We start from the raw sequence: 24688 nt of genomic DNA, 5'->3' as shown, positions 1-24688 counted from the left end.
AGTGTGGACTGCGTCACAGCGGTGGCGGCTGCTGTGGCGGTTGCTATGGCGTCTGCTGTGGCGCTTGTTGTGGCGTTTGCTTTGGTAGGTCGGTCGATAGACGACCGCCGATAGCGGTGATCATTACGGTGACGCATGACCATCGCCGTAGCAGCGTCTCCGGCCGAGGTCATGCGTCAATGCACTGATAGGCAAGGTCGGCGGTCGTCTATCGACCGACCCTACCCCACACATCCAGGGAACCCCACATTCCGCAGATGCCAGCCATCCCCCACGTAGCCCACGTAACGCCGCAATCGCGCACATCCCCATCGGCGGTCAAGGACCGCCGGCAGCGTGCGAATGATGCGAGGAGCGGTGGCGGAACTTCCGCGACAGCCACTCGCCGACGTCATCGACCACGGTGAAGGCCGCCGGAATCACGATCAGGCTGAGCAGCGTGGAGGTGATCAGGCCGCCGATGACCGCAATGGCCATCGGCGCGCGGAAGCTGGAATCACCAGCAAAGCCCAGCGCGATCGGCATCATGCCGGCACCCATCGCCAGCGTGGTCATGATGATCGGCTGCGCGCGCTTGCGGCAGGCATCGATCAGCGCGTCGTGCTGGCTCATGCCCTGCTCGTCCTCGGCCATCACCGCGTAGTCCACCAGAAGAATGGAGTTCTTGGTGGCGATGCCGATCAGCATCAGCAGGCCGATCAGCGCCGGTAGTGAAAGCATGTTCTGGGTGATCAGCAGCGCACCGAATGCACCGCCGGCACACAGCGGCACCGCGGCCAGAATGGTGACAGGCATCAAGGCGTGATTGAAAAGCAGCAACAGCACCATGTAGATGCAGATCAAGCCTGCCGCCATCGCCAGCAAAAATCCGATGAACAGCTCCACGAATACTTCAGCGTCACCGGTGTTGAGGAAGGTCACGCCCGGCGGCAACTTCTTCACCGTCGGTAGCGCCTGAACCTCGGTCATCACTTCACCCAGCGGGCGACCGTTGAGCTCGGCGGTGAGGGTGACGTTGCGCTGGCGCTGATAGCGCGAGATCTGCGACGGGCCGCTGCCCGGCTGGATGTCGGCCACCGCGGCCAGCGGCACCGGGCCGTCACGACCGGGCACACGCAGCTGGTGCACCAGCGACGGGTTGGCCAGGTCGGCTTCGGCGAAACCAACGCGGATCGGCACCTGACGGTCGGGCAGGTTGAGCTTGGCGAGGCGCTGTTCGTAGTCACCGGCGGTGGCGATGCGCGCCGCCTCGGCAATATCGGCGGTAGCCACGCCCAGATCCGCGGCACGCGCCGGGTTCGGCACGATCTGGATTTCCGGACGCAGCAGCGAAGCCGTGGAGGTCACGCTGCCCAGCCCCTGGATGCCGCGCAGGTCGCGTTCCAGCGCGGTGGAAGCGTCCTGCAGGCGCTGCGGGTCGTCACCGGACAGCACCAGCTGCAGCAGGTTCCCCGGTTCGGAGCTGACATAGCTCACCCGTACGCCGGGCAGGTCGGCCAGGCGCTTGCGCGCTTCGCGTTCGAGCACGCGCTGATCGCGGTCGCGGTCATCGGCGACACCCCAGTCCAGCACCAGCGTCGCTTTGCGCGGCTCGCCGACGCCGGTGGCGCTGGGATCGCCCAGGTCGAGCACGCTGCCGACGGCGGTGTACACCTGTTTCAGCTCCGGGATGTCCTTGAGCAGCGCGCGCGCCTGTTCGGCCACCGCCACGGTTTCCTGCAGGCGCGTACCCGGCGGCAGCTCCAGACTGAGGTTGCTGCGGCCCAGGTCTGACTGCGGGATGAAGGTCGCCGGAATCAGCGGCACCAGCGCCAGCGAGGCCACGAACAGACCGGTCGCCAGCCACAGGGTGCGGCCCCGGTGGCGCAACGCCGCGTCGACCCAGCCCAGGTACCAGGTCATCAGTTTCGACTCGGGCTTCTCCTCGCCGTGCGGCTTGAGCAGGTAGGCCGCCATCATCGGCGTGAGCAGACGTGCGACCAGCAGCGAGAACAGCACCGCCGTGGCGGCGGTCCAGCCGAACTCGCGGAAGAACTTGCCGGCGATGCCGGGCATGAACGCCACCGGGATGAACACCGCGGCCAGGGTGAGCGAGGTCGCGATGACCGCGTTGCCGATCTCGCCGGCGGCCTCACGCGCGGCTTCCAGCGGGGGCTTGCCCATGCGCAGGTGGCGCACGATGTTCTCGATCTCCACGATCGCATCGTCGACCAGGATGCCGACCACCACCGACAACGCCAGCAGCGTGATCATGTTCAGGGTGAAGCCGAAGAAGTACATCACCGCGAACGTGGGGATGATCGACAGCGGCAGCGCCAGCGCCGACACCCAGGTCGCACGCCAGTCACGCAGGAACAGCCACACCACCAGCAGCGCCAGCAACGCGCCCTCGTACAGCATGGTCATCGACGAATCGTAGGAGCGATGCGTTTCGTCGATGGCGGTGGTAACCAGCTTGAAGTCGATGCCCGGGTGTTCGGCCTTGATCCTGTCCAGCGCTTCATGCACGCCGGCTTCCACCTTTACTTCGCTGGAGCCACGCGTACGCGACATCGAGAATGCCACCACGGCCTTACCGTCGAGCAGCGCCGCTTCGGTTGGGTCGGCGGCGGCGTCGGTGACCTTGGCCAACGTGGACAGCCGCACCGAGCGGCCGTCCGGCAAGGCAATGGAATAGTCGCGCAGTGCCTGCGCATCGCCCACCGTTCCCAACGTACGGATGGTCTGCTGCGCACCTTCGATTTCAGCCTTGCCGCCGGCGCGCTCGACCTGGATGCGCGCCAGCTGCTGCGAGACATCACCGGCGGTGATGCCCATTGCAATCAACGCGTTCGGGTCCAGGTCCACCCGTATCTGGCGCTGCACGCCGCCCACCCGGGTGACCCGGGCCACGCCGGGCACGCCATACATGGCGCGGGAGATGTCGCGGTCGACGAACCAGCTGGCCTCGTCCGGGGTCATGTGCGGGGCGACCAGGGCGTAGGTCATCAGCGAGCCGCCGATGTCGACCTTGGAGATCACCGGTTCCTGGATGTCCTGCGGCAGATCCGTGCGGATGCGGGTGACCGCATCACGGGTGTCGTCCAGCGCGGTGGCCAGATCGGCTTCCAGCTGGAACTCGATCGTGGTGGTGCTGACGCCCTCGCTGACCGAGGAGATCACGCGCTTGACGTTGTTCACCGTGGCGACGGAGTCCTCCACCTTTCGGGTGACTTCCGCTTCCAACTGGCTGGGCGAAGCGCCCGGCTGGGTCACGGTAACCGTGGTCATCGGGAAGGCGATGTCCGGGAAGCGCGCCACCGGCAGCTGGTGGAAACCCCACAGGCCGGCCACGCAGAGCACGAAGAAGATCAGCAGGGCGGGTAACGGGCGCTTGATCGCCCAGGCGGAGAAGTTCATTGCGCGGCCGCCTTCTTGGCGGCGCTGGCATCGACCACGCGCACGCGGTCGCCTTCACCCAGGAAGCCTGCGCCCTCCACCACCACCTTGTCGCCGGCTTTCAGGCCTTCCAGGATCGCGGTGCGACCCTGCAGCGCTTGGCCGGTGCGCACGCGGTGACGAGTGGCCTGCTGCTTGTCGCTGACGCTGAACACATAGCTGTGGCCGTCGCGCTGCACGATGGCGGCAGTGGGAATGGTGAGCACTTCACCGTCGCCGGTGACGATGCGGCCTTCCACGTACACGCCCTGCTTCAGCGTGCCCGGTTCGGGCAGATCGGCGTACACAGTGCCGGTACGGGTCTGCGCATCCACGCCCGGGGTTACGGCGCGGATGCGACCGGTGATGGTCTGGCCGGCGTACGGCAGCTGCACCGGGTTACCCACGGCCACGCCAGTCAGCTGGTCTTCGGGCAGCTCAGCGCGCCACTCCAGGCGACCATCGCGGATCAGGCGCAGCAGTTCGGTACCGGCCGACACGACCTGGCCCGGCTGGACCAGCCGCTTGGAGATCAAGCCATCGGCCGGGGCGCGCAGGTCGGCGAAATCGCGGCGCAGCTGTGCCGAGTCACGCGAGGCGCGGGCGGTGGCGGTCTGCGCCTCCGCGTTGAGACGATTGGCCCGCAGCTCATCCAGGCTGCTTTCGCTGATCAGCTTTTCCGCCGCCAGCTTTTCGCTGCGTTGGTAGTTCAGGCGGGCCAGCTCCTGCGAGGCCTGCGCCTGGCGCAGCGAGGCTTCGGCCTGGGCCAGCTCGCTGTCCAGAGTGCGATGGTCCAGCTGCAGAAGGATCTGCCCCTTCTTGACGTACTGGCCGACGTCCACGTTGAGGGCGGTGACGCGCTGGCCGCTGATCTCCACGCCCAGCTGCATTTCCTCGAAGGCGCTGACCGGCCCGGACACCAGCACCGTGCGCGGCATCACCTGCGTCTGTGCAGCGGCCACCGATACCGGCAGCGCCGAAGTGGTGGACGCATCGGCCTCGGCATCGTCCTTGCCGCCGCAGGCGGTCAGTACGGCCAGGGAAAGCACCAGCAGGGAGGAGCGAAGTAAGAGCGAACGCATGGATGAGCTTCCGTGTCGGAGCAGCGGTAAGGGGAAAGGATTCAGGAGGTGCGGGCGAGGCGCTGTTCGATGCCGTCCAGCATCAGCCCCACGCCTTGTTCAAAACGGGTATCGAAGTCGACTTCACGCCAGACCTCGCGGGCCTGCCAGCAGTGCGGGAAACGCTGTTCGGCCAGGGCCATGAAGGCCTCACCCAGCGCTTCCATGCTGCCGTCGCCTGGCCACGACTGTTCTTCAATCACGAAACCCATCGTGTAATACACGAGGTCCATCGCGGCGGTGGCGGCGAAGCTGGCCGGCGCGCCGGCGTTGGTCAGCGCAACAATGCTGGCCTCGCCCACCCGCAGTACGTTTTCGGTGGCGATGAAGGTGCCGGCATACACCCGCGCGCCATCACGCCGGGCTTTGAACGCCACCCGGAACTCGCGCGCGATCTGCAGCAGGGTCTGCCGCCAGGGCTGGCCTTCAGGGATGTGCCGGGCCACGTCGACAATCATCGCGTCGGCCATGGCATCCACCAGCGCCTGCTTGCTCTTGAAGTGCCAGTACAGCGAAGGCGCGCGGATGCCCAGCGAACAGGCCACCTTGCGCAGGGTGACGCCCTCCATGCCGGCTTCGTCGAGAAGCCTGAAGGCGGCGTCCACAATGTTGTCGCGGGCGATGGCCTGACGCATGGAGGGGAGGCTACCTAACGTTGTTAGGCGCGAATCTAACAGTGTTAGGTTTGGGGGTGCAAGGGGGAAAGACGACAGGGGCCGATTCCGACGGGAATGCTTGACACTCCTGGGCTCCGGCGGGACCATATATATAATTCATATACAGGTGCCGTCATGTCATCCCAGACGCTGCTGATGAAGTTCAAGGACAAGGACACCCCCAACACGGTGACCCGTAGTTCGGTGAAGGCGATGGCCGAGATCCTGGGCTTCAACGAAACCCAGTTGATCAATTACGCCTTGGCCAAGCTGCGAGAGCAGGTAATGCCAAGCATGCCGGCCCCCACCCCCGACCTGTCGCCAGCGGCGCTGCAAGCCATCCGCGAGCGGTTTGAGGCACATGAGGTTGGGTACAAGCCGACCCGGTCGTTGATTGACGGACTGTGACGGGTTCGGATCGGGAGGTGGAGAGCTCAGCGTGGACACCCGCTCCGAACCCTGGTGACATCTTGTGGTGCCACTTTCCCAACTACGACCCCAAGGACCCCACACTCAAGGAACGGCCTGCGTTGGTCATCTCGGTAATGGACGACAGCGAGCCCGCCCGGCTGCGAGTTGCGTATGGAACATCACAACGCCCGAAACCGATTCCTCGAGGCTGCTTTCTGATCGAAAAGGAGTCGGAGCTCAGGGTGGCGGGTCTTCGAGTGCCTACGCGCTTTGACCTCAAAAACCTGGTGGTACTGCCCTATACGCTCAGCGCCTTCATGAACGCTCCGGGCGAACTGGGAATGCTGAAGCCTTCCCCGCTGATGGGGGTACTTCCGGCCAGCCGCTACAACGATTTGAAACGTGCTGCAGATGAGGCCAAGCTGACCCGTCGCTGAGATGACCGCCTACGAATACGCGTATTCGCCCTTGATCCCACACCGGCATACTGACGCCAGTTGCGCGACACGCTCCGGTAGGGTCGAACGTCAGTCGACCCTACCGGTGTTCGTATGGCTGCCCTCTTGCACTTCAAATGCGAGGCTCCGTAGGATTCAAGCTCAATTCGGCATGGAGCATCGCTTGAACGCCACCGCAGCGACCACGTCTCAACCGCCGCGCGTGATGGCCGCCGTCACCTGCCTCGTTCTGGCGGTCAGCTACTCGATCTCATTTCTTATTGCGGGTCACGGGGTAATGCCCATCGGATTGGCACTTTTCATGTTCGCAGATGAGGCGACCAAGGGGCTGGAGTATCCGCTCACTACCGGTGCGGTCAGCGCAGGCTGGGCGGGACTGGCCGTTCTGCTGTTGTCGCTGACTTGTCTGGGCGCCCTGCGCGTGCACACGCTCATCCGTCTTGTTGCAGCACTTCTACTGTTTGCATCATGGCAGCGATTCAATGGCCACCGCGTTCAAGTATTGGGCGCACTGCGAGCACCTTCGCCTGGGTGGGGTGGTTGCGGGCACATGTCGCAGTGGCCTGCTGAGATTCTGGTGAACTCCATTGACCGCCTCTGATCATCGAACCTTGGGGTTGTTGAATTCAGGTCGCTCAACGTGGGTGCTTCCTGCCGAGGCACACCGCGCCTCCGTCTGCGCATACTTCTGGGCAGGAATTACCTTGGCGATCTTGACGTCCGACGACGCAAACGCATGGGCGTACGACGTGATCGCGGCTTTGGATGCACCGCCCATCGAGATCATCGAGATCGCCACTGCCCACGACAAGTACACGGTGATGGATGCACTCAAGATCGGCGCAAGCCAGGCTGACTGGCAGCAAGCAGGACGATGGCTGCTGTCCGACACGTGTTCTAGGCTCGCGGCAGGAGAGATAAGTGTCCTGACAGCGATCTGGATCTCCATGGACATCCGCGAGACGACGGGGCTGCCTCGGGATCTCTGGATTGAACTTTTAATTCTTGAAGACAAAGTCAATCTCATTTCGGACGGTATTGTTTCAGCACACCAACTGCAGGAGGAGGTGACACAGGTCCTGCAGAAGTACGTCGCGGTGGCGCAGTAACTGCGGTGAAAGAGCGCTGCTTCGTTCGAAGGTCATGCCTTACAGCAGCGATGGTTGCTATCGGCGGTCGCCTGTCGTCCGACCCCACCGATTTTGCATTCACGCGACGAAGTGGGGGTCGGATGGCTTGGGGTGTGTCGCCACTTCGGAGACCGCCTCCACGATGTCCTGAATGTTGCTGGCGTAAAAGCCGGAGCTGTTGAATCCGTTGATCTCGATGACGCAGAGGCGTCCCTGCGATTGCGCCACATCGAGAACGAACACGGCCGAGGGACTCCAGACCGCCGCCATCTGCTCGGCGTAGACGCGTACCTCAGGCGGAATCTCTGGCGATACCTGCAACTCGCCATGACTACGGTAGTGACTACCGGCCACCACCCGGCCGTGGACCAGAAACAGCCGCCATTCGTGTTCGATGGGCTTGATCGAGGCGGCGATGATTGGTGTATCGGGGCCCAGATCGAAGTCGCCCCCGGCCAGACGGGCATACCAACTCCGGTACTCGCCGAGGCTGAACTCGGTTCCGGCAAACTCCTTCAGATCCGCCACCGGACGCACAAACAGGCGCACGTCGTCGGCCAGATCAAGCGCTGCTAACTCTGCCATGGTGGTCACCCGGGCGTCGGAATTGAGGCACTCGTCTCCGTACTGCTGAAGGGTGTGAGTGAACTGGAACGCCTGCTCGTCGAAGAAAACCCCCGGTACCCAGCGACCAGAACGGTGCACGTTGGTGGCAAAATTTGCCGACCCGTAGAAGACGGCGGGAGCGTCGGTCGGTACCTCAGGCAGTGCATCGGAGAAGGGGATGACGGCAACCTGGAGGCATTCCAGTCCCAGCTTCTGGCAGGCATCGGCGATCGCCTCTATGTCCCTCCGACTGCCCAGATTGGATTGAACGATCCATCGTACTTTTTCCATTGGCATTGCTTCTCCCGTCGTGAAAGGAATGCTGCCACGTCGAGAACGGGCCGACAACAGGTCAGGATCCCGGCTTGCTGCCTGGTGATGTATGCTCCTCACACCGTGGGGGGGCGGGCACTATGACTGATCTGAATCTGCTGAGAAAGGCATTCGCCGAATGCCTCGGCCAGGAGCGATTCTTAAAGTTTCTTGCGCAAGGATTTCGACCCCGGCTGAAGTTCTGGCAGGAACAAGAAGTGGATCGCTTTTACGCAACTCATTCATCATGGCACCACGACATCCATGAGCTCGAAGCAGCTCTGCGCTTCTGCCATGTGCATGAGCGTGACCTACTGCCCTGTAGCCTGCCTACGTTCAATGGCTGTTTGACCCTCTCCAGCACGTATATCCGCGAGCGCTCGGCGCAATTTCCAAATGCCGCAGTTGATGCAAGGTTGGTCCCAGACGGAGGGCCGTCATCAGTTAAAGCGTGGTACTGCCCGGAATGCCGTTTGGCACTAGAGCGTTGGCATTGTGCACGAAGGCGCGAGAGAGGCATACCGGATGGCTTGATGCTGTTCACTGTGGTTGAAGCGCTCCACATAAAGCACTTCAACATGCTGGCGATTCGGGTGGCAGAGGATCTCGCCCCACTCAACTCCGGTGGATCCTATCAAGCGACGATCGTGCGACCCGACGGAACCAGACGGAAAGCGCGTCCGATGATCGAGCATCAAAAAAGAGAGCCATTTACTCGAGTGTTCCTGTCGTTCCATGGACTTGAAAAGAGCGATGTTCCGGTTGGATCGACGATTGAAGTGATGCACAGTCAACCTGCAGCCCTATAGGTGCGCAATGGCGCAGGCTGCGGTGAAAGCTCGCTGCTCCGTTTGAAGGTCATGCCTTCCAGCGGCGATGGTTGATATCGGCGGTCGACTGTCGTGCGACCCTACCGGGCAGGCGTTCATGCGGTCGATGCGACCTCCGCCGGAGTTGGGGCGCCGAGGGGTGTTCCGGCCGTCGCCGAGTGGATTGGGCAGCTGCACCCGGAAGTTCATATGATGGCTGCAGATCACCAAGGGAATGGAACGATGCGTCGAACAGGGGTTGTACTGACTGTTGTGATGGGACTCACCGCGTGCTCGAATCCGGGCGACGTCGGTGATGGCGAAGGTCTGCTCAAGGAGTTCAAGTACCTGGGGTGCGAGGGTGACTGGGAGGATGAGTCATATGCACCCGAGGTACTGCGTAACCAGGAAGGTGACGTCACCACGTATCTGGTTCGGCATAACTACGGCTGCGGTTACGACAGGGGCTTGGAACCGAAGGCAAGGCTGAGCGGCGAAACGTTGAAGCTGGATTACCGGCTTGAAACATCCGGTGACGGTGACATGGCGGCTTGCATCTGTGAGTATCGGGCGCGGTTCAAGATCGCAGCGCCGGCCGCGCAGGTGCGGACGGTGAAGGTCAACGGTGACGAAGCCAGGCTGAGTGACGGGGAAGCATTCCGGTAGGGTCGCACGACAGTCGACCGCCGATAACGGTGATCAGTGCATTTGGGCATGAGCTGTGGCGGAGGAGCGTTTCTTCGTTCTGAGGTCATGCCTTCCAGCAGCGATGATTGGTATCGGCGGTCGACTGTCGTGCGACCCTACCAAAGCGGGTTCCATGCGGGTTCGAAGCAACATCCAGGCATGGTCAATGTAGAACGTGCCGAGGGAGGTACCGGAGGCGCAACCGTCACCGCCGCAGCATGGGCAGCGGATTGGTTGGATGGTGCAGGCTGTGATGCCACGCGAACTGCACGAGCCGGCGGTGAAATCCCAAACGCGGGAAGCGTGCCAGAATGCGCTTGAAGTCGTCCAACCGCACACCGAACCGGCGCAGCCCCAACGTGACATCGATCCAGTCCGCTTTCCGGAACGCTTCAACGCGCGGATCCGCCGTCCGTTTCATCGCCGATACTTGGTGATGATGGTCAATCATCGCCAGCACCAAGGGCACCAGATCCCCGCACCCCTCGGCCTGCAGATAGGCACGCGCGTGGGCCTCCGACGGTCCCAGGTAATCGAAGGTGCCGTCGGTCCAGATACCCAAGTCGTGGAAGGCAGCGGCCACCGACAGCACGTACCGGTCCTCGTCACTTCCGGGTAACAGGCACCAGTGGAAATTGGCTACCCGGTAAGCGTGATTGCGATACGGCAGGTGGTCCTTGCCCAGTTCGGCAGCGTGGCGCTGCAGAATGGCATCGAGCACGGGCAGGGCGTCGAGCATGGGGAGCTCCTCCGGACCCGGTCAGGGTCCACCTGTACGACACCATCCTACGCCCGCAGTTGCGTGGCCGTTGCTTCCTGGCTTGTGCGTTGGGCTCCTATACGGCATCCCCGGATGCCGGCCGCTCCCCCCTGATCGCCGTCCCTGTCGCCTGCCACCCGTTGGCGGCGGCATGGGCGTCCCTCCCCGTCGTGAGGATCTGCCATGAACAGCACCCTGCATGCCGTTGCTTCCGGTCCCGGCCGCCCCGGTCCGTCGCGCAGTGAGGAGATCATCGCCGGCGGCGAGGGCGAACTATTCATCCGCAGTTGGCGACCTGCCGGAATCCCCCGCGCGGTGCTGGCCATCGTGCCGGGCTTCAACTCGCACAGCGGCCACTACCTGTGGGCCGCCGAACAGTTCACCGCGATGGGGCTGGCGGTGTACGCGGTGGACCTGCGCGGACGCGGCAAGTCCAGCGGACCGCGCTTCCATGTCCGGCATTTCGACGATTACCTGGCCGACGTGGACAGCCTGCTGCGCCTGGCCCGCGCACGCGAGCCGGGCCTGCCGGTATTCCTGCTCGGGCACAGTGCCGGCGGGGTGATCGCCACCGGCTACACCCTGGAACACCAGGACGAGTTGGCCGGGTTGATCTGCGAGAGCTTCGCCTTCCGTGTACCGGCTCCGTCGGCAGTGCTGACACTGGTGCGCTGGTTCAGTGGGCCCTTCCCCACCTTGCCGGTGCTGAAGCTGCCGAACAAGGAGTTCTCACGGCTTCCCGATGTGGTCAGGGCGCTCAATGCCGATCCCTTGATCGCCAATGAAAAACAGACGGCGCTGACCGTGGCGCAGATGCTGGCCGGCAATGACCGGCTGGAACGTGGGTTCTCCAGCCTGCGTCTGCCGGTGCTTATCGTGCATGGCGACGCCGACAAGGTGACCGTGCCGGCGGGCAGCCAGATCTTCTTCGATAACGCCGGTTCGCAGGACAAGACACTGAAACTCTACAAAGGCCATGCCCATGACCTGCTCAATGACGACGGCCGTGAGCAGGTGGTGGCCGACTTCAAACAGTGGATCGAACGGCATTTGCCCACGCAGGACGCCGCGGGCGTCGCCTGAGGAAAACCTCAAGTGACGGCGATGCCCTGCACCAGGCGCGCAGCCAGGCGTTCCTGCCTGAGCTGCGCCAGCCACCAGTCCAGCGCGCGGCCCTGATGGTCGCCGCGCCACGCCACATACAGCAGGTTGGGTTCGCGCGGATTGGCCATGGTCTTTTCAACCAGAGCGCCCCGCTCCAGCAGCCCGGCCACGCGCTGGCGCGGCAGCCAACCCACACCCAGTCCCTCGCGCTGGGCATGGATCTTGGCGTGCATGCTGGGTACGGCCAAGGTGGGCTGCCCGCCCTGTACGCCGTAGCCGCGCACCTCGACCCGCCGCGAGGTATCGGCCACCACCACTGCACGATGCTGCAGCAGCTGCGACGGCTCCAGCGGTTCGGTCGCCTTGCCCAGCGGATGGTGCGGGGCGACGGCAAAGACCCAGTCCATCACCCCCAGTTCGAACCAGCGCAGGCCGGGAATGACCGGCGGCTCATTGGTAGCCCCCACCACCAGATCCGCTCGCCCGTCACGCAGTGCATCCCAGGTGCCGGTCAGCACCTCATGGGTGATGCGCAGGGTGACCCCGGAGTCGAGCGCATCGAACGCACGAATCACCGGCAACAGGGTTTCGAATTCCAGGATCTCGTCGGTGACAATCCACAGCCGGTCTTCCCAGCCACCGGCGACCTGCTTTACCCGGCGGGTGAGGCGGTCAACGTCCAGCATCACCCGCGACGCTTCCTGGGCCAGCAGATGGCCGGCCGGGGTGAGCTGCAGGCGGTAGCGGCGACGGTCGAACAGCAGCGCGTCGAAGCGCGCTTCCAGCTGTCGGGCGGCATGCGACACCGTGGACGGTGCCTTGCCCAGCCGGGCCGCTGCCCGCGACAGGCTGCCGGTCTCCCGTATGGCCTCCAGCAGGGCCAGTTCTTCGATGGACAACATGTTCGATCCTTTCGAACGAGTGCGCCGGGATTGTGGCACGGAAACGCCCGCAGCCCTCGCCACTATTGCCTCACAGCAATCGGCTGTGTCTGCAGGAGAACACCATGAACCGTTTCAACCAGAAGACCGTCCTGATCACCGGCGGCAGCAGCGGCATCGGCCTGGCGACCGCCCAGGCGTTTGCGGCGGAAGGGGCCCGGGTGGTCATCACCGGCCGCGACGCCGCCAGCCTGGAGCAGGCGCGCGCCACCCTCGGTTCGACCGCGCTGGCGGTCGTCAACGATGCCGGCTCGACCACGGCGGCGCAGGCGCTGGCTGCCAGCCTCAGTACTGAGGGCGTCCGTCTGGATGCCGTGTTCCTCAACGCCGGTGCGGCAAAGTTCGCCCCGTTTGCGGACGTGGACGAGGCCCTGTGGGACCAGATCTTCAACACCAACATCAAGGGGCCGTACTTCCAACTGCAGGCGCTGCTGCCGTTGCTCAACCACGGCGCATCCGTGGTCATCAACGGCTCGATCAACGCCCGTATCGGCATGCCCAACACCTCGGTGTATGCCGCCAGCAAGGCGGCCGTGATCTCTCTGGCCAAGACGCTGTCGGCGGAGCTGCTGCCGCGTGGCGTACGGGTCAACGTGCTCAGCCCGGGTCCGGTGGCCACACCGATCTACAACAAGCTCGGGCTGGACGCAGCGCAGCTGGAAGCCACCGCCGCGCAGATCCAGAGCCAGATTCCGCTGGGCCGCTTTGGCACCCCGGAAGAGATCGCCGCCACCGTGCTGCACCTGTCCTCGCCCGAATCGGCCTACATCGTCGGCACCGAGATCATTGCCGACGGTGGCATGAGCCAGCTGTAACCCCTCACTTCAGGAGACTGCCATGAATACCTTTGTTCGACTGTTCCGTCGTTCCGCGGCGGTGGTGGTGATGCTGGCTGCGCTGCACGCCACTGCGCAGGCAGCCGGCAACACTCAGATCCAGGACCATAGCGCCGACGTCAATGGCGTCACCCTGCATTATCTGCAGGCCGGCGCAGGCGATGCCTTGCCGGTGGTGCTGCTGCACGGCTACGCCGAAACCAGCCACATGTGGCGACCGCTGATGCCCAAGCTCGCCGGCACTCATGTGGTGATCGCGCCGGATCTTCGCGGCGCGGGCCAGTCGTCCAAGCCGGACGGCGGTTACGACAAGAAGACGCTCGCACAGGACATCCATGCCCTGGTGCAGAAGCTGGGTTACCCGAAGGTGCGCATCGTCGGCCATGACATCGGCCTGATGGTGGCCTATGCCTACGCGGCGCAGTACCCGGACGAAGTGGACAGCATCGTGCTGATGGATGCGTTCCTGCCTGGCGTCGGCGACTGGACCCACGTGTGGCTGCTGCGCGACCTGTGGCATTTCCACTTCTACGGCGAAACTCCGTTGAAGCTGGTGGACGGGCGCGAGCGCACGTATTTCGAGCACTTCTGGAATGATTTCGCGGCAGACCGCACACATTCGATTCCGGAAGCCGACCGCCGGTTCTATGCGAAGGAATATGCGCGGCCGGGTGGCATGCGTGCGGGCTTTGAGTACTTCAAGGCGTTCGAGCAGGATGCGAAGGACTTTGCGGGCTTTGCGCAGACGCCGCTGCATATGCCGATGCTCGTTTTGTCCGGCGAGAAGGCGGGCGGGCAGTTCCTGATCGACCAGGCCAAGCTGGTGGACACCGATGTGCAGGGCGTGATCGTGAAGGGCTCGGGTCACTGGTTGATGGAGGAGGCACCTGAGCAGACCATTCCGGCGCTGGTGGCGTTTCTGGATCGGTGAGGTGGGACGCGGAAGCGCTTCTTCGTTCAAGGGCCATGCGTTACAGCAGCGACGGACGATACGTGCGGTCGCCTGTCGGCCGACCCTACCCGGCCTGAGTCGCACGAGGCAGCCGTGGTAGCGTCGGTCGACAGACGACGGCCGATGACGGTGATCGGTGCGACGAACGCATGACCCCGACGTCACGCGTGTCGCTGGCTCAACCACTCACGTGGCGAGCTGCCGTTGCGCCGGCGAAACGCCCTCGAAAATGTTGGCGCATCGGCAAACCCCAGCTCCAGCGCCACCTGCTTCACCGGCCGCCCCGCACGCAGCAACGACGTGGCCACGTTGAGCTTCCAGTCCAACGCATAGGCGGCCGGCGTAGCGCCGGTCGCACTCTTGAACGCAGCCGCAAAGGCGCTGCGCGACATGCCAGCGTGTTCCGCCATGCGCTCCAGCGTCCAATCGGCTTCCGGGGCAGCATGCACCGCCATCAACGCCTTGGCCAGACGCGGTTCTGAAAGCCCACGCATCATCCCGGGTGTTACCTGCGCACGCTCGGGATGATCGATGATCCAGCGCAGCACCTGGATCAACACCACCTCGAACAGCCGGTTGGCAAGCAGGCGCGAGCCGCAGCGGGTCTGGTCGGCCTCGGCGAACAGGAGGTCCAGCGCGCCGCCCAGACCGTCGATCTCCTTCAACGGCAGCACTACCGCATCGGGCAGCGCCTGCACGATGGGATTGCGGTTGCCACCATCGAAATCCAGGGTGGCGCAGGTGAAGTCCGAACCGTCCACCGGTGGATTGATGAACTCATGGTGCACCGCGCGCGGGAACAGCAGCAGGGTGGGTTCGCACAGCGGCGTGCGCTCTGTCCTTGCCCCCTGGCGCAGCAGAAGTTCCATCTCGCCCCGGCGCAGCACGTGCAGGAAGCCGCGGCCCGGTTGCGCATCGAAGGTGCTCAATCCACATAAGGGACCGGCGTGGAACAGGCTGGCCTGGACCCGGAAGCGCTCCAGCACGGGCGTCAGGCGGTCGATCGCCGGCACACCCACCTCGGACGAATTGACATCAATCAGCGACATATAGACACCAAACGTCCTGCTCGGGTGCCTAGTATGACCCTCAACCGGCCACTTCGGACCGGTCCTCAACAGGAATCCAGATCATGTCCCGTATCCCGCTTGTTACCCCCGCTGCCGCCACCGGCGACACCCAGACCCTGCTTGGCCAGATCCACGGCGCGTTCGGGGCCACCCCCAACATGTTCCGTGCCGTGGCCAACTCCCCGGCTGCGCTGAAGAGCATGTGGGGTTCGTTCGGAGCCCTGGGCGGCGGCGTCATCCCGGCCGCATTGGGCGAGAAGATCGCCGTGGCCATCGCCAACCGCAATGCCTGCGAATACTGCCTGGCCGCACACACCGCACTGGGCCGCAAAGCCGGTGCCAGCAGCCAGGAAATGAGCGCGGCGCAGGGCGGTCAGTCCGACGACCCGAAGACCGCTGCTGCCCTGCACTTCGCCCTGCGTGTGGTGGAAGGGCGTGGCCAGATCGAAGACGGCGACGTGGCCCGGCTGCGCAGCGTCGGCTTCAATGACGAAGAGATCGTCGAGATCCTCGCCCATGTGGCCTTGAACCTGTTCACCAACTACGTCAACGTCGCGTTTGCGGTGCCGGTCGACTTTCCCGGCGTGAAGCTGCGCTGATTGTTCTGCTCAGGAGTTCGCCATGTCCCGGCCTTATGTTCCGATCAACTGCGAGTTTCACGATGTACTGGAAACCGTTGCGGTGCAGCGGCGTTCGGTGCCGATGGTGATTGAGGCAGATGCCAGCGAGCACGCGCTGCACGCCCGCATTGTCGATATCACCGCGCATGACGGCGTGGAGACGATGCGGCTGGATGACGGCCGGATTGTGCGGTTGGACGCCATCGTTTCCGTCGATGGCGTTCACCGCGATGCATTCCCGCCGACGTGCACTGTTCGGTAGCGCCGGCCGTTGGCCAGCGCTACCGGTGCTCGTCACAACTTCATATTGAACCCGACATACACCGTACGCCCAGCCGATGGCGAGAACATCGGCTGCGCTGCGGTCTGGAAGAAGCTGTCATACCACGCGTACACATACTCGCGACCGGTCACGTTCTTCACCTGCAGATCCACGCTCCAACGCGGACTGAACTGGTAACGGGCACTCACATCCAGCACCGCGAAGTCGCCATACTTGCCGGCCACGTTACGTTCTTCCAGGTAGTAATCACTTTGCGCGCGCCCCTGCAGGCCCAGCTGCAGCGCTTCTGTCGCCTGGAAGTCCAGCCCGATGTTGCTGATGTGTCGTGGTACCGCCGCGACTTCGTTGCCCTTCAGCGAAATGCCGGCGGCACGATCATCGCGCACGATCTTCGCTTCCTGATACGCGTGTGACGCCCACGCCGTCCACTTTTCGCCGAACTGCGCGCTGATCTGCGCATCCACACCACGACGACGGGTCTTGCCCAACGTCACCGTGGTACCAGTAGCCGGCATGTTCGAGGTTTCGTTCTCTGCATCCTGCTGCCACACCGCAACGCGCGCCTGGCTGCCGGGGAAGGGACGGAACTTCATGCCCAGCTCCATGCCGGTATTGGTGGACGGCGCAATGGCCACCTGCCCCGGGGTCATGTAGGCCGGCGGCGTGGAACCGGTCAGTACCTGGAAGGTACGGCCCCAGTTGGCATACACGTTGGTGTTCGGGGTGAACGCGTACACCACGCTCAGCTTCGGCTGTTCGATGGTACCGACGTCCTGCAATGGCGCGGTCACGCCACCCGGCAGGCGGGTGGTGCCATCGAAGCGGTCGACACGGTACGCCGGAACGATCTTCAAGGCCTCGATCGGCTGGTAGATCGCCTGCACGTACGCGCCCCAGTTGTCGAAGCTGTGACGGTCGTCGTTCTGCACGCGCGCAGGGGCCACGCTGAAGTCGGTCGGCATGCTGTAGCTGTAACGCTCGCGCACGTAGCCATTGTTCTGGTGTTCGTAGTTCACCCCACCCTCCAGCGTAAGCTGATCGCTGGTCTGCCAGGTCAGCGTGCTGAGCAGACCCACCTGCTTCTCGTCCCAGTAGCGGCGCTGGCGTGGCAGGTTGCCGGTGGGCAGGTCACTGAAGGTGACGTAGCGGTCGTCTTCGTAGCGGTTGTAATAGAGCATGGTGCCGAAGAACACGTTGCCTGCGAGCTTCAGGTCCACGTGCGCCGCAATCTGGCGCATGTCGCGGTCGTCGCGGTCGTTGGCGTTGCGCAATGCCGATCCGCGGCGATCATCGTGCAGTTCGTCCGCGGTGATGAACCCGGGTTCGTCCGCCTCGTGATGATAGGCACGTGCAGTCAACCCGACTCGCAGACCGTCGTCGTCCAGATTGCCGTAGAACCACTTGCCGCCGATGCTGTACTTCTTCGAGGTGTCGTGGTCGCGGTAGCCGTCGGAGGCCTGCCAGCCAACGAAGTAGTTCTGCGCGAAGCCGCTGGCTTCACGACCGACCGCCAGCTGCGCATCGCGCGTGTTGTAGCTGCCGTAGCCCAGCCGCGCGTCGGTGTACTGGCCGCCTTGGCGTGTACCGAAGTTCACGTTGCCACCGATGTTGTGCAGGCCGTAGCGCGGGTCGTTGGTGCCGCGTACGACTTCGATGTAGCTGATTTCCAGCGGGAACAGCATGTCGATGAAGCGCTGGTTGCCACTGTTGACGTTGCTCGGCACGCCGTCGATCAGGGTCTTGATGGCGTTGAGATATCCCTCGCCATTGAACGCGCGGAAACTGATCTTGCCCGACTCGGCACCCTGCCGTGTTTCGGTGAGCTGGATGCCCGGCATCTTGCCCAGCAGTTCCCAGCTGTGCGCCACGTTACTGTCTTCGATCTGATCGGCTCCCAGCACGTCCACCGAGGTCAGCACCTTATGGGCGGTGAGCTGGCCTTCGGTGTGCTGATGCACATCCACCTTGCCCAGCGTCAGGGCAGCATCATTGGACTGGGCGCGCGCGTCAGGCGCGCACAACACGGCCGCGACGGCGGCCACAAGAACGTGGGACTTCATGGGTGGGAGCAGACCTGGCACGAGGGTGACCGGACAGCCTATCCGGTCAAAGTGACATTATAACATTCCAATCTTCGCAACTGCGCAGTGGGGGTTGGTATGTCGATTTGTATCAGATGAGAATGATTCGTGATACGATTGTTAAGTTTTCTCACCACCCCACAAGGATGTCCCAGCCATCGCCAGCGGACCCTGCCCTCACAGGAGGACTGCTCGATGTCGTTACCCCGCCTCACCCTTGCTGTTGCTGTCACCCTGGCGCTTTCCAGCCAGGCCCATGCCGCCCCGGATGCCGCTTCAAGTGGTAGCGCCCAGCAGATGGATACCGTGGTGGTCACCGCCACCGGTGCACAGCAGTGGATCAAGGATGCCCCGGCCAGCATCAGCGTGATCACCCGCGAAGAGATCGAGCGAAAGCCGGTCAGCAGCATCGGCCAATTACTCAGCACGGTACCCGGCGTGACCGGTGGCTACGCGCTGTCCGGTGCGCAGTCGAAGATCCGCCTGCGTGGCCTGCCCGAGCAGTACACCCTGATCCTGATCGACGGCCGCCGCCAGGGCAGCTCGGCCGGCGTGAACTATCGCGACGACCTGGGTCCGCAGGATCTGAACTGGTTGTCGCCGGACATGATCGAGCGCATTGAAGTGGTGCGCGGTCCGATGTCCTCGCTGTACGGCAGCGACGCCATGGGCGGCGTGATCAACATCATCACCCGCAAGATCGCCACCGAATGGGGCGGCTCGGTCACCTTCAACTACAGCAAGCCCGATGCCGATGACCGCGGCAACACCACCCAGATGGGCGCGCTGTTCAGCGGCCCGCTGACCGAAAACCTCGGCCTGCGCGTGGGTGCCAACGTGACCGACCGCGAGTCCGACCGTGGCGCGCGCCAGACCCCCGGCAACAAGGCCGAGAATGCCAACGTGCTCTTCAACTGGCGCATCAATGATGACCACATGGTCGGCGTGGAAGCGTCACGCGGCGTGCAGCGCAACAGTGGTGCCGGTGCGGTCAACAGCTGGGGCCTGTCCAAGCTGGTGCAGACCGGCTACGTGCTGACCCATGACGGCAAGTACGGCGACGCCACAACCTCCAAGACCACGCTGGTGCAGAACGACTACGAGGACAAGGGCAGTGAGGTGGGCAACCACTCCAAGGAGACCGTGTTCGATACCGCCTTCACCAGCGGTTTCCATTGGGGCTTCGAGCACAGCCTGAACGTGGGCGGTCAGTGGAAGCGCGAGGAGCTGGAAAACAGCGACACCATCGGCACCGTGCCGGTGACGTGGACCGGCAGCGGCCGCATCAGCCCGACCAGCGAGGCCGATTCCTGGGCGCTGTTCGCTGAAGACCACATCACCCTGCATGAGCGCTTCATTCTCACCGTGGGCCTGCGCTGGGACAATACCGAAAACTACGACGACAACCTCAGCCCGCGCATCTACGGCGTGTGGCACCCGAGCGATGCGTGGACGATCCGTGGCGGCATCTCCGAGGGTTTCCGCGCGCCGAACCTCAAGCAAGGCACCGCCGGCGCGGCCACCCAGTCCGGTGGCAACGGCTGCCGCGCGCTTACCGTGGAAGGCTGGAGCAGTACCTCGGTGAACGCCGATGGCACCCGCGGCTGCTACATGGCCGGCAATCCGAATCTGGAACCGGAAACCAGCACCAACTACGAGCTGGGCGTGGGCTTCGACAAGAACGGTTGGTCTGCCTCGGCCACCTACTTCCTGACCCACTTCGACGACAAGATCGAGCAGGTACCGCTGGCGCAGATTCCCGGCCAGACCACCAGCTTGGTCAACGGTTACTGGTGGACGGTGGCGCAGAACATCCAGAAGGCTCGCACCCGTGGCGTGGAAGCCAGCGTTACCGTGCCGCTGCATGAGCGCCTGAGCTGGACCACCAATGCGACCCGCATGCTGGAATCGAAGAACCGCACCACCGGGGCCACGCTGCTGGTGGTGCCGGAGCTGACTGCCAACACCTCGCTGGACTGGCAGGTGACGGATGCGTGGTCGTTGAACCTCAGTGCCCAGCACATCGGCAAGCAGCTGGTGTCGGCAACCGGCGCCACGTTTGCCAAGGCGTACACCACGGTAGACCTGGTGACCGGGTTTGACGTGAACGAGAATCTCACCCTGCGTGCGGGTGTGCTGAACCTTGGGGATGTCTCGACCATCGATGAGGGCAACAACTACGACGGTGGTGCGCGTACGTTCTTTGTCGGGGCGACGGTGCGGTTCTGATTGCCGGTGCCAAGGGGTGGCGGCACGGGTGTTGTGCCGCCATGCCGGTTCCGCTGCCGCGTGCCTGTGCGGGATGGGGTAGAGTCGATCGACAGACGGCTGCCGATAAAGGTGATCGGCGCGACGAACGCATGAACTTCAACGAAGAAACGCGCGGCTTCGTCAAAGGTCACTCGCTAAAGCAGTGATTCTTGCCATCGGCGGTCGACTATCGTCCGACCCTACCTCTCCCCACGCATCGGCAGTGCCGGCCGTTGGCCGGCATTCCCAACGCACCATCAGCGCAGGTCGCACCGGTAGTGCCGGCCGCTGGCCGGCAACCCCAATCATCCCTTGGCAGCAAACGTGCCATGGAACCCCAACGGCACCGCATACGGCAGCCAGGCCTGCGCCAGCGGGCCCTCATCAATCCGCCGCGCATCCAGCACCGCGATACCGCTGCGCTGATTGGCCGAGTCCAGCAGCGTACCCACCAGCCAGCCATCGTCGGCCTTGCGGCTGCCCGGGCGCGGCACGAACACATGCTCCTCGGCCAGGATATCGGTCCCGTAACGCCACACCTGGCGACGGCCGCGATCCACATCAAACCCCGCAACCCCATTGAAGTACGGCGCACTGTGGTCGCCCAGGATCACCGGCGTATACAGGCGTGCGCCTTTATCACCCGCGGTGCGGCTGTCGAACATCGGGAATTCAATACCGCGGATTCCCGTCTCTTCCCAGCGCGCGGTACCGCTCCGCAGGTCTAGATGCAGCTCCAGCAGACTGGCATCGGAATTGGCGGCATGCGCGGCGTCGCCCTCCATCGCCGCCTTCATCGGTGAACGGGCTTCTTCTATGTCGTCATGCCGCACCGTGCGCATCACAATCCGGCCGTTCTTCTCATACGCATCGCCGAAGTGATAGGCCGCAGTGAAAGCTGCTTCGAACCAGCGCGCGGTGTCAGGTGCCTTCTTTGGTACCACTGCGATGCGGCAGGGTCGCTGCGGGGCGAACTGCATGCGTTCGAAGAACGCGCCACCACCTTCCTTGCGATCAAACGGCATCAGCATGAACACCAGGTGCGAATCCGTCATCGCAAAGGCGTGCATGTAACCCAGGAAGGGCGTATCGACCACGCTGGCCGAGCGCAGCTGCCCGTCCGCGCCGATGTGCCACACCAGCAGCCCGGTGCCACCCAGCAGCGAAATGCTGCCGAAGTTCCACACGCTGCCGTCGCGGTCCACCAGCGGGTGCGCCGAGAACGGGATCGAAGCCAGGTCTGGCCGCCACGTCGTAGCGCCCATCGTGGTCAGCTCCTGCGGGTCCATCTCGAACGCCGATCCCGCTTCGCACAATGCGAACAACCGGCCATTGACCACCATCACCGAGGTGTTGGCCGCGTTGGCGTCGTCGTTGTTGCGCACCGCCTGGCGGTTCGGCACGTCGGTGCCCGCCGCCGGGTACAGGAAGCGCCCGGCCTTCTGCTCACGGGTGAACTTGGGTGTCTGCACCATCTCGCCGCGATGCGTGAGCGTGCCGTTACCGTTGAACTGCCAGCCGTGCACCATGCCGTCGCCGTCGAACCAGTGGTCGTAACGGAAGCCGTTGCGCTCCTTCCAGGCCGGGCCGTTCCGGTACAGCGTGCCGGCGAACCCCGCTGGCAGGCGGCCCTGCAGGTCCACCGTCGCCGGACCCAGGCTTTCGCTGGTCACACTGCGCCAGCCGGTCAGCCAGGGATGCTGGTCACGGGCAGCGGCGAAGGCGGCGGCATCACCGGCCAGTGCCGGCGCGGCGCGCAGGGCCACGCCGCCGATGGCGGCGGTGGTGGCAACAGACAGCAACGACTGCAGGAAGCGGCGACGGTCCATGATGCGAGCCTCAGCGCAGGATGACGGAGATGGTGGAACCTTCCGCCGGTACGTGCACCCGCGCCTCTTCGAAGGTCGGTTTGCGCATCAGCTGCGGGTTGTTGCTGAAGCCATAGCCTTCTACCGGAATGCCCAGCATGTTGGTATCCAGCTTGCCGTTGTCGTTCTGGTCGTGGGTGACCAGCACCGCGTAGTCGCCCGCAGGCAGGTTCTTGAACACCAGGTGCACCTTGTCCGCCTCGGCCTTGAGCGACTGCGCCTGCACCGGCTTGGCCTGGTTGTTCCAGCCGGCCGGGCCATCCACCACCGCCACATGCAGGGTGCCGGTGTGGGTGAACACGTCCTGCAGATCCACCTGCAGGTCGCCGGCGGAGGCCGAGGTCGCCACCAGCAGGCAGGCGTAGGGGAGCAGGTTGAACAGGGTGCGGACCATGGTGCGGACTCCGGTTGGGTGTGTGGAGCCAGTCTGCGCGGCAGGGCTGGCCCAACCCATGCCCAGTGGTCATCGATCCGCAGTGCCAGAAGTCACTTTCTACCCGGACCCCATTGCCGAACCGGGCGACGGGCGGGCAGCATGCGGCCATGTCCTCCTTCCTGCGCGACCTGATCAGTCCCCTCAGCCTTGCCGGCCTGCTGACCATCGTGGCCGTCGGGCTTTCGCTGGGTGTGGCCACACAGGGCGAGCAGACCCTGCGCTGGGCCGCGCTGGGCGTGTTCATGGTGCTGTTCGTGATCTACGACCATCTGCCTGTCCGCTCGCGCTGGCGGCTGGTCAGTGATGTGCTGCTGGCGCTGACCGCGCTGGCGCTGGTGTGGCTGGAGCCGCGGGTCGGAACCCTGCCGGTGCTGCTGGTGGTGCTGATAGCCCACCTCGCCGAGCATTGGCCGGCGCGCACCGTGCTGCTGTCGGCGCTGGCGGTCAACGTGTGCCTTTATCTCGCCTTGCGTACCGGCGGGGCCAATCATCCCTTCCTGGTCACCACCATCTACGCCGGCTTCCAGGCCTTCGCGGCGCTTACCGCGCATTACGCCCGCAGTTCTGAACTGGCCCGTGAGGCGCTGGCGCGGGTCAACGCCGACCTGCTGGCCACGCGCGCCCTGCTCGCCGACAGCGCGCGCGACGCCGAGCGCCTGCGGCTGGCCCGCGAGCTGCACGACGTGGCCGGGCACAAGCTCACTGCCATGCGCCTGAACCTGCGCGCCCTGGCCAGTGATGCCACGCCGGCAACGCGCGAGCGCGTGCAGCTGGTGGAGCAGCTGTCGGCGGAACTGCTCGGCGACATCCGCCAAGTGGTGCAGAGCATGCGCGACGAGCGCGGGCTGGACCTGGCCACCGCGTTGCAGGCACTGGCCACCCCGTTCCCGCGCCCGGATCTACGCGTGCATATTGGCGAGCAGGTGCGCATTGCCAACCCGTTGGTCGCCGACGCCGTGCTGCGGCTGGTGCAGGAGGCCCTGACCAATGCCGCCCGCCATGGCGATGCGGATACCGTGTGGTTGAACATCGACAATGAAGAACACTGCGTGCGTATCGACATCCGCGACGACGGCCAACGCGCCGAACGCATCCGCGAGGGCAATGGCATCACCGGCATGCGCGAGCGCCTGGCTGCCGTACACGGCCAGCTGGAACTGGCACGCACCGACTCCGGTGGCATGCACCTCACCGCGCGGTTGCCGGCATGAGCACGGTGCCTGCCTTGCGCGTGGCGCTGGCCGACGACCAGGCCCTGGTACGCGCTGGATTGCGTGCTTTGCTGCAGGGACTGGGCATCGAGGTGGTGCTGGAGGCGGATGACGGGCAGGGCCTGCTGGATGGACTGGTTGAGCAGAAGGTGGATGTGGTGCTGAGCGATGTGCGTATGCCGGGCGTGGATGGCATTGCCGCGACACGGCAGTTACGCGCACGCGGCGACAGCACGCCGTTGCTGCTGCTGACCACCTTTGATGAGAGCGAGCTGCTGCTGCAGGCGAGCGAGGCCGGTGCGCAGGGGTTCATGCTCAAGGACGCCGCGCCGGAGGATCTGCACGAGGCGATTCTGAAGGTGGCCGGTGGGGAGACCCTGTTGCTGCCGGTGAGTACTGATCCGGTGCGGGCGCGCTATCGCTTTCACGACGAGGCACCGCCGAGTGATACGTTCGGCGAGAAGGAAGTGGCGATCCTGCGGCTGCTGGCTGGGGGGTATTCCAACAAGGAGATCGCCCGTAGCCTGTTTCTGGCTGAGGGCACGGTAAAGAACTATGTGTCCACCATTCTGGACAAGTTGGGCACGCGGGATCGCACGCGGGCGGTGTTGAAGGCGATTACGCTGCGGATCATTTGAGCACCTTCGGTGGTTGTCGCGCACTACCGCG

Annotated in this window: 24 protein-coding genes; 14 read left to right on the top strand and 10 right to left on the bottom strand. The window is 64.3% G+C overall.

Annotated features, from left to right (window positions below; translation table 11 throughout):
* Positions 1–318: 318 nt before the first annotated feature.
* Genes PDM29_RS08275 through PDM29_RS08265 form a run of 3 tightly spaced genes read right to left on the bottom strand, consistent with a single transcriptional unit; the run spans position 319 to position 5173 of the window.
* Positions 319–3399, bottom strand: coding sequence for an efflux RND transporter permease subunit (locus tag PDM29_RS08275; protein ID WP_311193370.1), 3081 nt, complete (start codon positions 3397–3399; stop codon positions 319–321).
* A complete protein-coding gene (locus PDM29_RS08270) occupies positions 3396–4499 on the bottom strand; it encodes an efflux RND transporter periplasmic adaptor subunit (RefSeq protein ID WP_311193369.1) in 1104 nt (367 codons plus the stop codon). The genes PDM29_RS08275 and PDM29_RS08270 overlap by 4 nt, the downstream gene beginning before the upstream one ends.
* A gap of 41 nt (positions 4500–4540) precedes the next feature.
* On the bottom strand, positions 4541–5173 hold the full coding sequence (locus tag PDM29_RS08265; RefSeq protein WP_311193368.1) for a TetR/AcrR family transcriptional regulator C-terminal domain-containing protein: 633 nt from the start codon (positions 5171–5173) through the stop codon (positions 4541–4543).
* 156 nt (positions 5174–5329) lie between these two features.
* On the opposite strand from PDM29_RS08265, the gene PDM29_RS08260 reads away from it, so the two are divergent.
* The 4 genes from PDM29_RS08260 to PDM29_RS08245 all read left to right on the top strand — a co-directional run bounded on the left by PDM29_RS08260 (position 5330) and on the right by PDM29_RS08245 (position 7172).
* Positions 5330–5602, top strand: a complete 273-nt coding sequence (locus PDM29_RS08260) for a hypothetical protein (protein WP_311193367.1) — start codon at positions 5330–5332, stop codon at positions 5600–5602.
* A 137-nt stretch (positions 5603–5739) separates the two neighbouring features.
* Positions 5740–6042: a hypothetical protein gene (locus PDM29_RS08255; RefSeq protein WP_311193366.1), complete on the top strand. Its 303-nt coding sequence runs from the start codon at positions 5740–5742 to the stop codon at positions 6040–6042.
* A gap of 184 nt (positions 6043–6226) precedes the next feature.
* Positions 6227–6664 (top strand): hypothetical protein, encoded by a 438-nt coding sequence (locus PDM29_RS08250; protein ID WP_311193365.1) that lies wholly within the window; start codon positions 6227–6229, stop codon positions 6662–6664.
* Positions 6651–7172, top strand: a complete 522-nt coding sequence (locus PDM29_RS08245; RefSeq protein WP_311193364.1) for a hypothetical protein — start codon at positions 6651–6653, stop codon at positions 7170–7172. The genes PDM29_RS08250 and PDM29_RS08245 overlap by 14 nt, the downstream gene beginning before the upstream one ends.
* A gap of 99 nt (positions 7173–7271) precedes the next feature.
* Here the strand turns inward: PDM29_RS08245 and PDM29_RS08240 are convergent, their stop codons facing one another.
* Positions 7272–8096 (bottom strand): ATP-grasp domain-containing protein, encoded by an 825-nt coding sequence (locus PDM29_RS08240; RefSeq protein WP_311193363.1) that lies wholly within the window; start codon positions 8094–8096, stop codon positions 7272–7274.
* 116 nt (positions 8097–8212) lie between these two features.
* Between PDM29_RS08240 and PDM29_RS08235 the strand changes: the two genes are divergently transcribed.
* Positions 8213–8920: a hypothetical protein gene (locus PDM29_RS08235; protein WP_311193362.1), complete on the top strand. Its 708-nt coding sequence runs from the start codon at positions 8213–8215 to the stop codon at positions 8918–8920.
* Between the two features lie 210 nt (positions 8921–9130).
* Positions 9131–9586 carry a hypothetical protein gene (locus PDM29_RS08230; protein WP_311193361.1) on the top strand — a complete coding sequence of 152 codons (456 nt, stop codon included), beginning with the start codon at positions 9131–9133 and terminating at the stop codon, positions 9584–9586.
* A 226-nt stretch (positions 9587–9812) separates the two neighbouring features.
* Here the strand turns inward: PDM29_RS08230 and PDM29_RS08225 are convergent, their stop codons facing one another.
* Entirely contained in the window at positions 9813–10346 is a 534-nt protein-coding gene (locus PDM29_RS08225) for a hypothetical protein (protein WP_311193360.1), read from the bottom strand.
* 204 nt (positions 10347–10550) lie between these two features.
* Here PDM29_RS08225 and PDM29_RS08220 point away from each other — a divergent pair, with 204 nt between their 5' ends.
* Positions 10551–11450, top strand: a complete 900-nt coding sequence (locus PDM29_RS08220; RefSeq protein ID WP_311193359.1) for an alpha/beta hydrolase — start codon at positions 10551–10553, stop codon at positions 11448–11450.
* An 8-nt stretch (positions 11451–11458) separates the two neighbouring features.
* On the opposite strand, the gene PDM29_RS08215 is transcribed toward PDM29_RS08220, so the two are convergent.
* Positions 11459–12373: a LysR family transcriptional regulator gene (locus tag PDM29_RS08215; protein WP_311193358.1), complete on the bottom strand. Its 915-nt coding sequence runs from the start codon at positions 12371–12373 to the stop codon at positions 11459–11461.
* Between the two features lie 104 nt (positions 12374–12477).
* Between PDM29_RS08215 and PDM29_RS08210 the strand changes: the two genes are divergently transcribed.
* Positions 12478–13227, top strand: coding sequence for an SDR family oxidoreductase (locus tag PDM29_RS08210; protein WP_311193357.1), 750 nt, complete (start codon positions 12478–12480; stop codon positions 13225–13227).
* Between the two features lie 22 nt (positions 13228–13249).
* Complete coding sequence (locus PDM29_RS08205) at positions 13250–14179, top strand: alpha/beta fold hydrolase (protein ID WP_311193356.1); 930 nt, start codon at positions 13250–13252, stop codon at positions 14177–14179.
* A gap of 182 nt (positions 14180–14361) precedes the next feature.
* Here the strand turns inward: PDM29_RS08205 and PDM29_RS08200 are convergent, their stop codons facing one another.
* A complete protein-coding gene (locus PDM29_RS08200; protein ID WP_311193355.1) occupies positions 14362–15249 on the bottom strand; it encodes an AraC family transcriptional regulator in 888 nt (295 codons plus the stop codon).
* A gap of 83 nt (positions 15250–15332) precedes the next feature.
* On the opposite strand from PDM29_RS08200, the gene PDM29_RS08195 reads away from it, so the two are divergent.
* Both PDM29_RS08195 and PDM29_RS08190 read left to right on the top strand, forming a co-directional pair.
* A complete protein-coding gene (locus PDM29_RS08195; protein ID WP_311193354.1) occupies positions 15333–15869 on the top strand; it encodes a carboxymuconolactone decarboxylase family protein in 537 nt (178 codons plus the stop codon).
* Between the two features lie 22 nt (positions 15870–15891).
* Complete coding sequence (locus PDM29_RS08190; protein WP_311193353.1) at positions 15892–16152, top strand: hypothetical protein; 261 nt, start codon at positions 15892–15894, stop codon at positions 16150–16152.
* Positions 16153–16184: 32 nt separating this feature from the next.
* Here the strand turns inward: PDM29_RS08190 and PDM29_RS08185 are convergent, their stop codons facing one another.
* Positions 16185–18233 (bottom strand): TonB-dependent receptor, encoded by a 2049-nt coding sequence (locus PDM29_RS08185; protein ID WP_311193352.1) that lies wholly within the window; start codon positions 18231–18233, stop codon positions 16185–16187.
* A 216-nt stretch (positions 18234–18449) separates the two neighbouring features.
* On the opposite strand from PDM29_RS08185, the gene PDM29_RS08180 reads away from it, so the two are divergent.
* Complete coding sequence (locus tag PDM29_RS08180; protein WP_311193351.1) at positions 18450–20483, top strand: TonB-dependent receptor domain-containing protein; 2034 nt, start codon at positions 18450–18452, stop codon at positions 20481–20483.
* Between the two features lie 326 nt (positions 20484–20809).
* Here PDM29_RS08180 and PDM29_RS08175 read toward each other — a convergent pair whose 3' ends face one another.
* A complete protein-coding gene (locus tag PDM29_RS08175) occupies positions 20810–22333 on the bottom strand; it encodes a carotenoid oxygenase family protein (RefSeq protein ID WP_311193350.1) in 1524 nt (507 codons plus the stop codon).
* A 10-nt stretch (positions 22334–22343) separates the two neighbouring features.
* Positions 22344–22766 carry a DUF2141 domain-containing protein gene (locus PDM29_RS08170; RefSeq protein WP_311193349.1) on the bottom strand — a complete coding sequence of 141 codons (423 nt, stop codon included), beginning with the start codon at positions 22764–22766 and terminating at the stop codon, positions 22344–22346.
* A gap of 149 nt (positions 22767–22915) precedes the next feature.
* Between PDM29_RS08170 and PDM29_RS08165 the strand changes: the two genes are divergently transcribed.
* Both PDM29_RS08165 and PDM29_RS08160 read left to right on the top strand, forming a co-directional pair.
* Positions 22916–24019: a sensor histidine kinase gene (locus PDM29_RS08165; protein WP_311193348.1), complete on the top strand. Its 1104-nt coding sequence runs from the start codon at positions 22916–22918 to the stop codon at positions 24017–24019.
* A gap of 5 nt (positions 24020–24024) precedes the next feature.
* Positions 24025–24657 carry a response regulator transcription factor gene (locus tag PDM29_RS08160; protein WP_311193747.1) on the top strand — a complete coding sequence of 211 codons (633 nt, stop codon included), beginning with the start codon at positions 24025–24027 and terminating at the stop codon, positions 24655–24657.
* Positions 24658–24688 lie beyond the last annotated feature (31 nt).

The organism is Stenotrophomonas oahuensis, assembly GCF_031834595.1.
GTDB lineage: Bacteria > Pseudomonadota > Gammaproteobacteria > Xanthomonadales > Xanthomonadaceae > Stenotrophomonas > Stenotrophomonas oahuensis.
The sequence above is the reverse complement of the archived record's forward strand: the minus strand, read 5'-3'. Positions and strand labels throughout refer to the sequence as shown.

Excerpts from the sequence above, each read along its gene's own strand:
- PDM29_RS08275 (WP_311193370.1), bottom strand. The coding sequence starts at position 3,399 with ATGAACTTCTCCGCCTGGGCGATCAAGCGCCCGTTACCCGCCCTGCTG.
- PDM29_RS08270 (WP_311193369.1), bottom strand. The coding sequence starts at position 4,499 with ATGCGTTCGCTCTTACTTCGCTCCTCCCTGCTGGTGCTTTCCCTGGCC.
- PDM29_RS08265 (WP_311193368.1), bottom strand. The coding sequence starts at position 5,173 with ATGCGTCAGGCCATCGCCCGCGACAACATTGTGGACGCCGCCTTCAGG.
- PDM29_RS08260 (WP_311193367.1), top strand. The coding sequence starts at position 5,330 with ATGTCATCCCAGACGCTGCTGATGAAGTTCAAGGACAAGGACACCCCC.
- PDM29_RS08255 (WP_311193366.1), top strand. The coding sequence starts at position 5,740 with ATGGACGACAGCGAGCCCGCCCGGCTGCGAGTTGCGTATGGAACATCA.
- PDM29_RS08240 (WP_311193363.1), bottom strand. The coding sequence starts at position 8,096 with ATGCCAATGGAAAAAGTACGATGGATCGTTCAATCCAATCTGGGCAGT.
- PDM29_RS08235 (WP_311193362.1), top strand. The coding sequence starts at position 8,213 with ATGACTGATCTGAATCTGCTGAGAAAGGCATTCGCCGAATGCCTCGGC.
- PDM29_RS08230 (WP_311193361.1), top strand. The coding sequence starts at position 9,131 with ATGATGGCTGCAGATCACCAAGGGAATGGAACGATGCGTCGAACAGGG.
- PDM29_RS08225 (WP_311193360.1), bottom strand. The coding sequence starts at position 10,346 with ATGCTCGACGCCCTGCCCGTGCTCGATGCCATTCTGCAGCGCCACGCT.
- PDM29_RS08220 (WP_311193359.1), top strand. The coding sequence starts at position 10,551 with ATGAACAGCACCCTGCATGCCGTTGCTTCCGGTCCCGGCCGCCCCGGT.
- PDM29_RS08215 (WP_311193358.1), bottom strand. The coding sequence starts at position 12,373 with ATGTTGTCCATCGAAGAACTGGCCCTGCTGGAGGCCATACGGGAGACC.
- PDM29_RS08210 (WP_311193357.1), top strand. The coding sequence starts at position 12,478 with ATGAACCGTTTCAACCAGAAGACCGTCCTGATCACCGGCGGCAGCAGC.
- PDM29_RS08205 (WP_311193356.1), top strand. The coding sequence starts at position 13,250 with ATGAATACCTTTGTTCGACTGTTCCGTCGTTCCGCGGCGGTGGTGGTG.
- PDM29_RS08200 (WP_311193355.1), bottom strand. The coding sequence starts at position 15,249 with ATGTCGCTGATTGATGTCAATTCGTCCGAGGTGGGTGTGCCGGCGATC.
- PDM29_RS08195 (WP_311193354.1), top strand. The coding sequence starts at position 15,333 with ATGTCCCGTATCCCGCTTGTTACCCCCGCTGCCGCCACCGGCGACACC.
- PDM29_RS08190 (WP_311193353.1), top strand. The coding sequence starts at position 15,892 with ATGTCCCGGCCTTATGTTCCGATCAACTGCGAGTTTCACGATGTACTG.
- PDM29_RS08185 (WP_311193352.1), bottom strand. The coding sequence starts at position 18,233 with ATGAAGTCCCACGTTCTTGTGGCCGCCGTCGCGGCCGTGTTGTGCGCG.
- PDM29_RS08180 (WP_311193351.1), top strand. The coding sequence starts at position 18,450 with ATGTCGTTACCCCGCCTCACCCTTGCTGTTGCTGTCACCCTGGCGCTT.
- PDM29_RS08175 (WP_311193350.1), bottom strand. The coding sequence starts at position 22,333 with ATGGACCGTCGCCGCTTCCTGCAGTCGTTGCTGTCTGTTGCCACCACC.
- PDM29_RS08170 (WP_311193349.1), bottom strand. The coding sequence starts at position 22,766 with ATGGTCCGCACCCTGTTCAACCTGCTCCCCTACGCCTGCCTGCTGGTG.
- PDM29_RS08165 (WP_311193348.1), top strand. The coding sequence starts at position 22,916 with ATGTCCTCCTTCCTGCGCGACCTGATCAGTCCCCTCAGCCTTGCCGGC.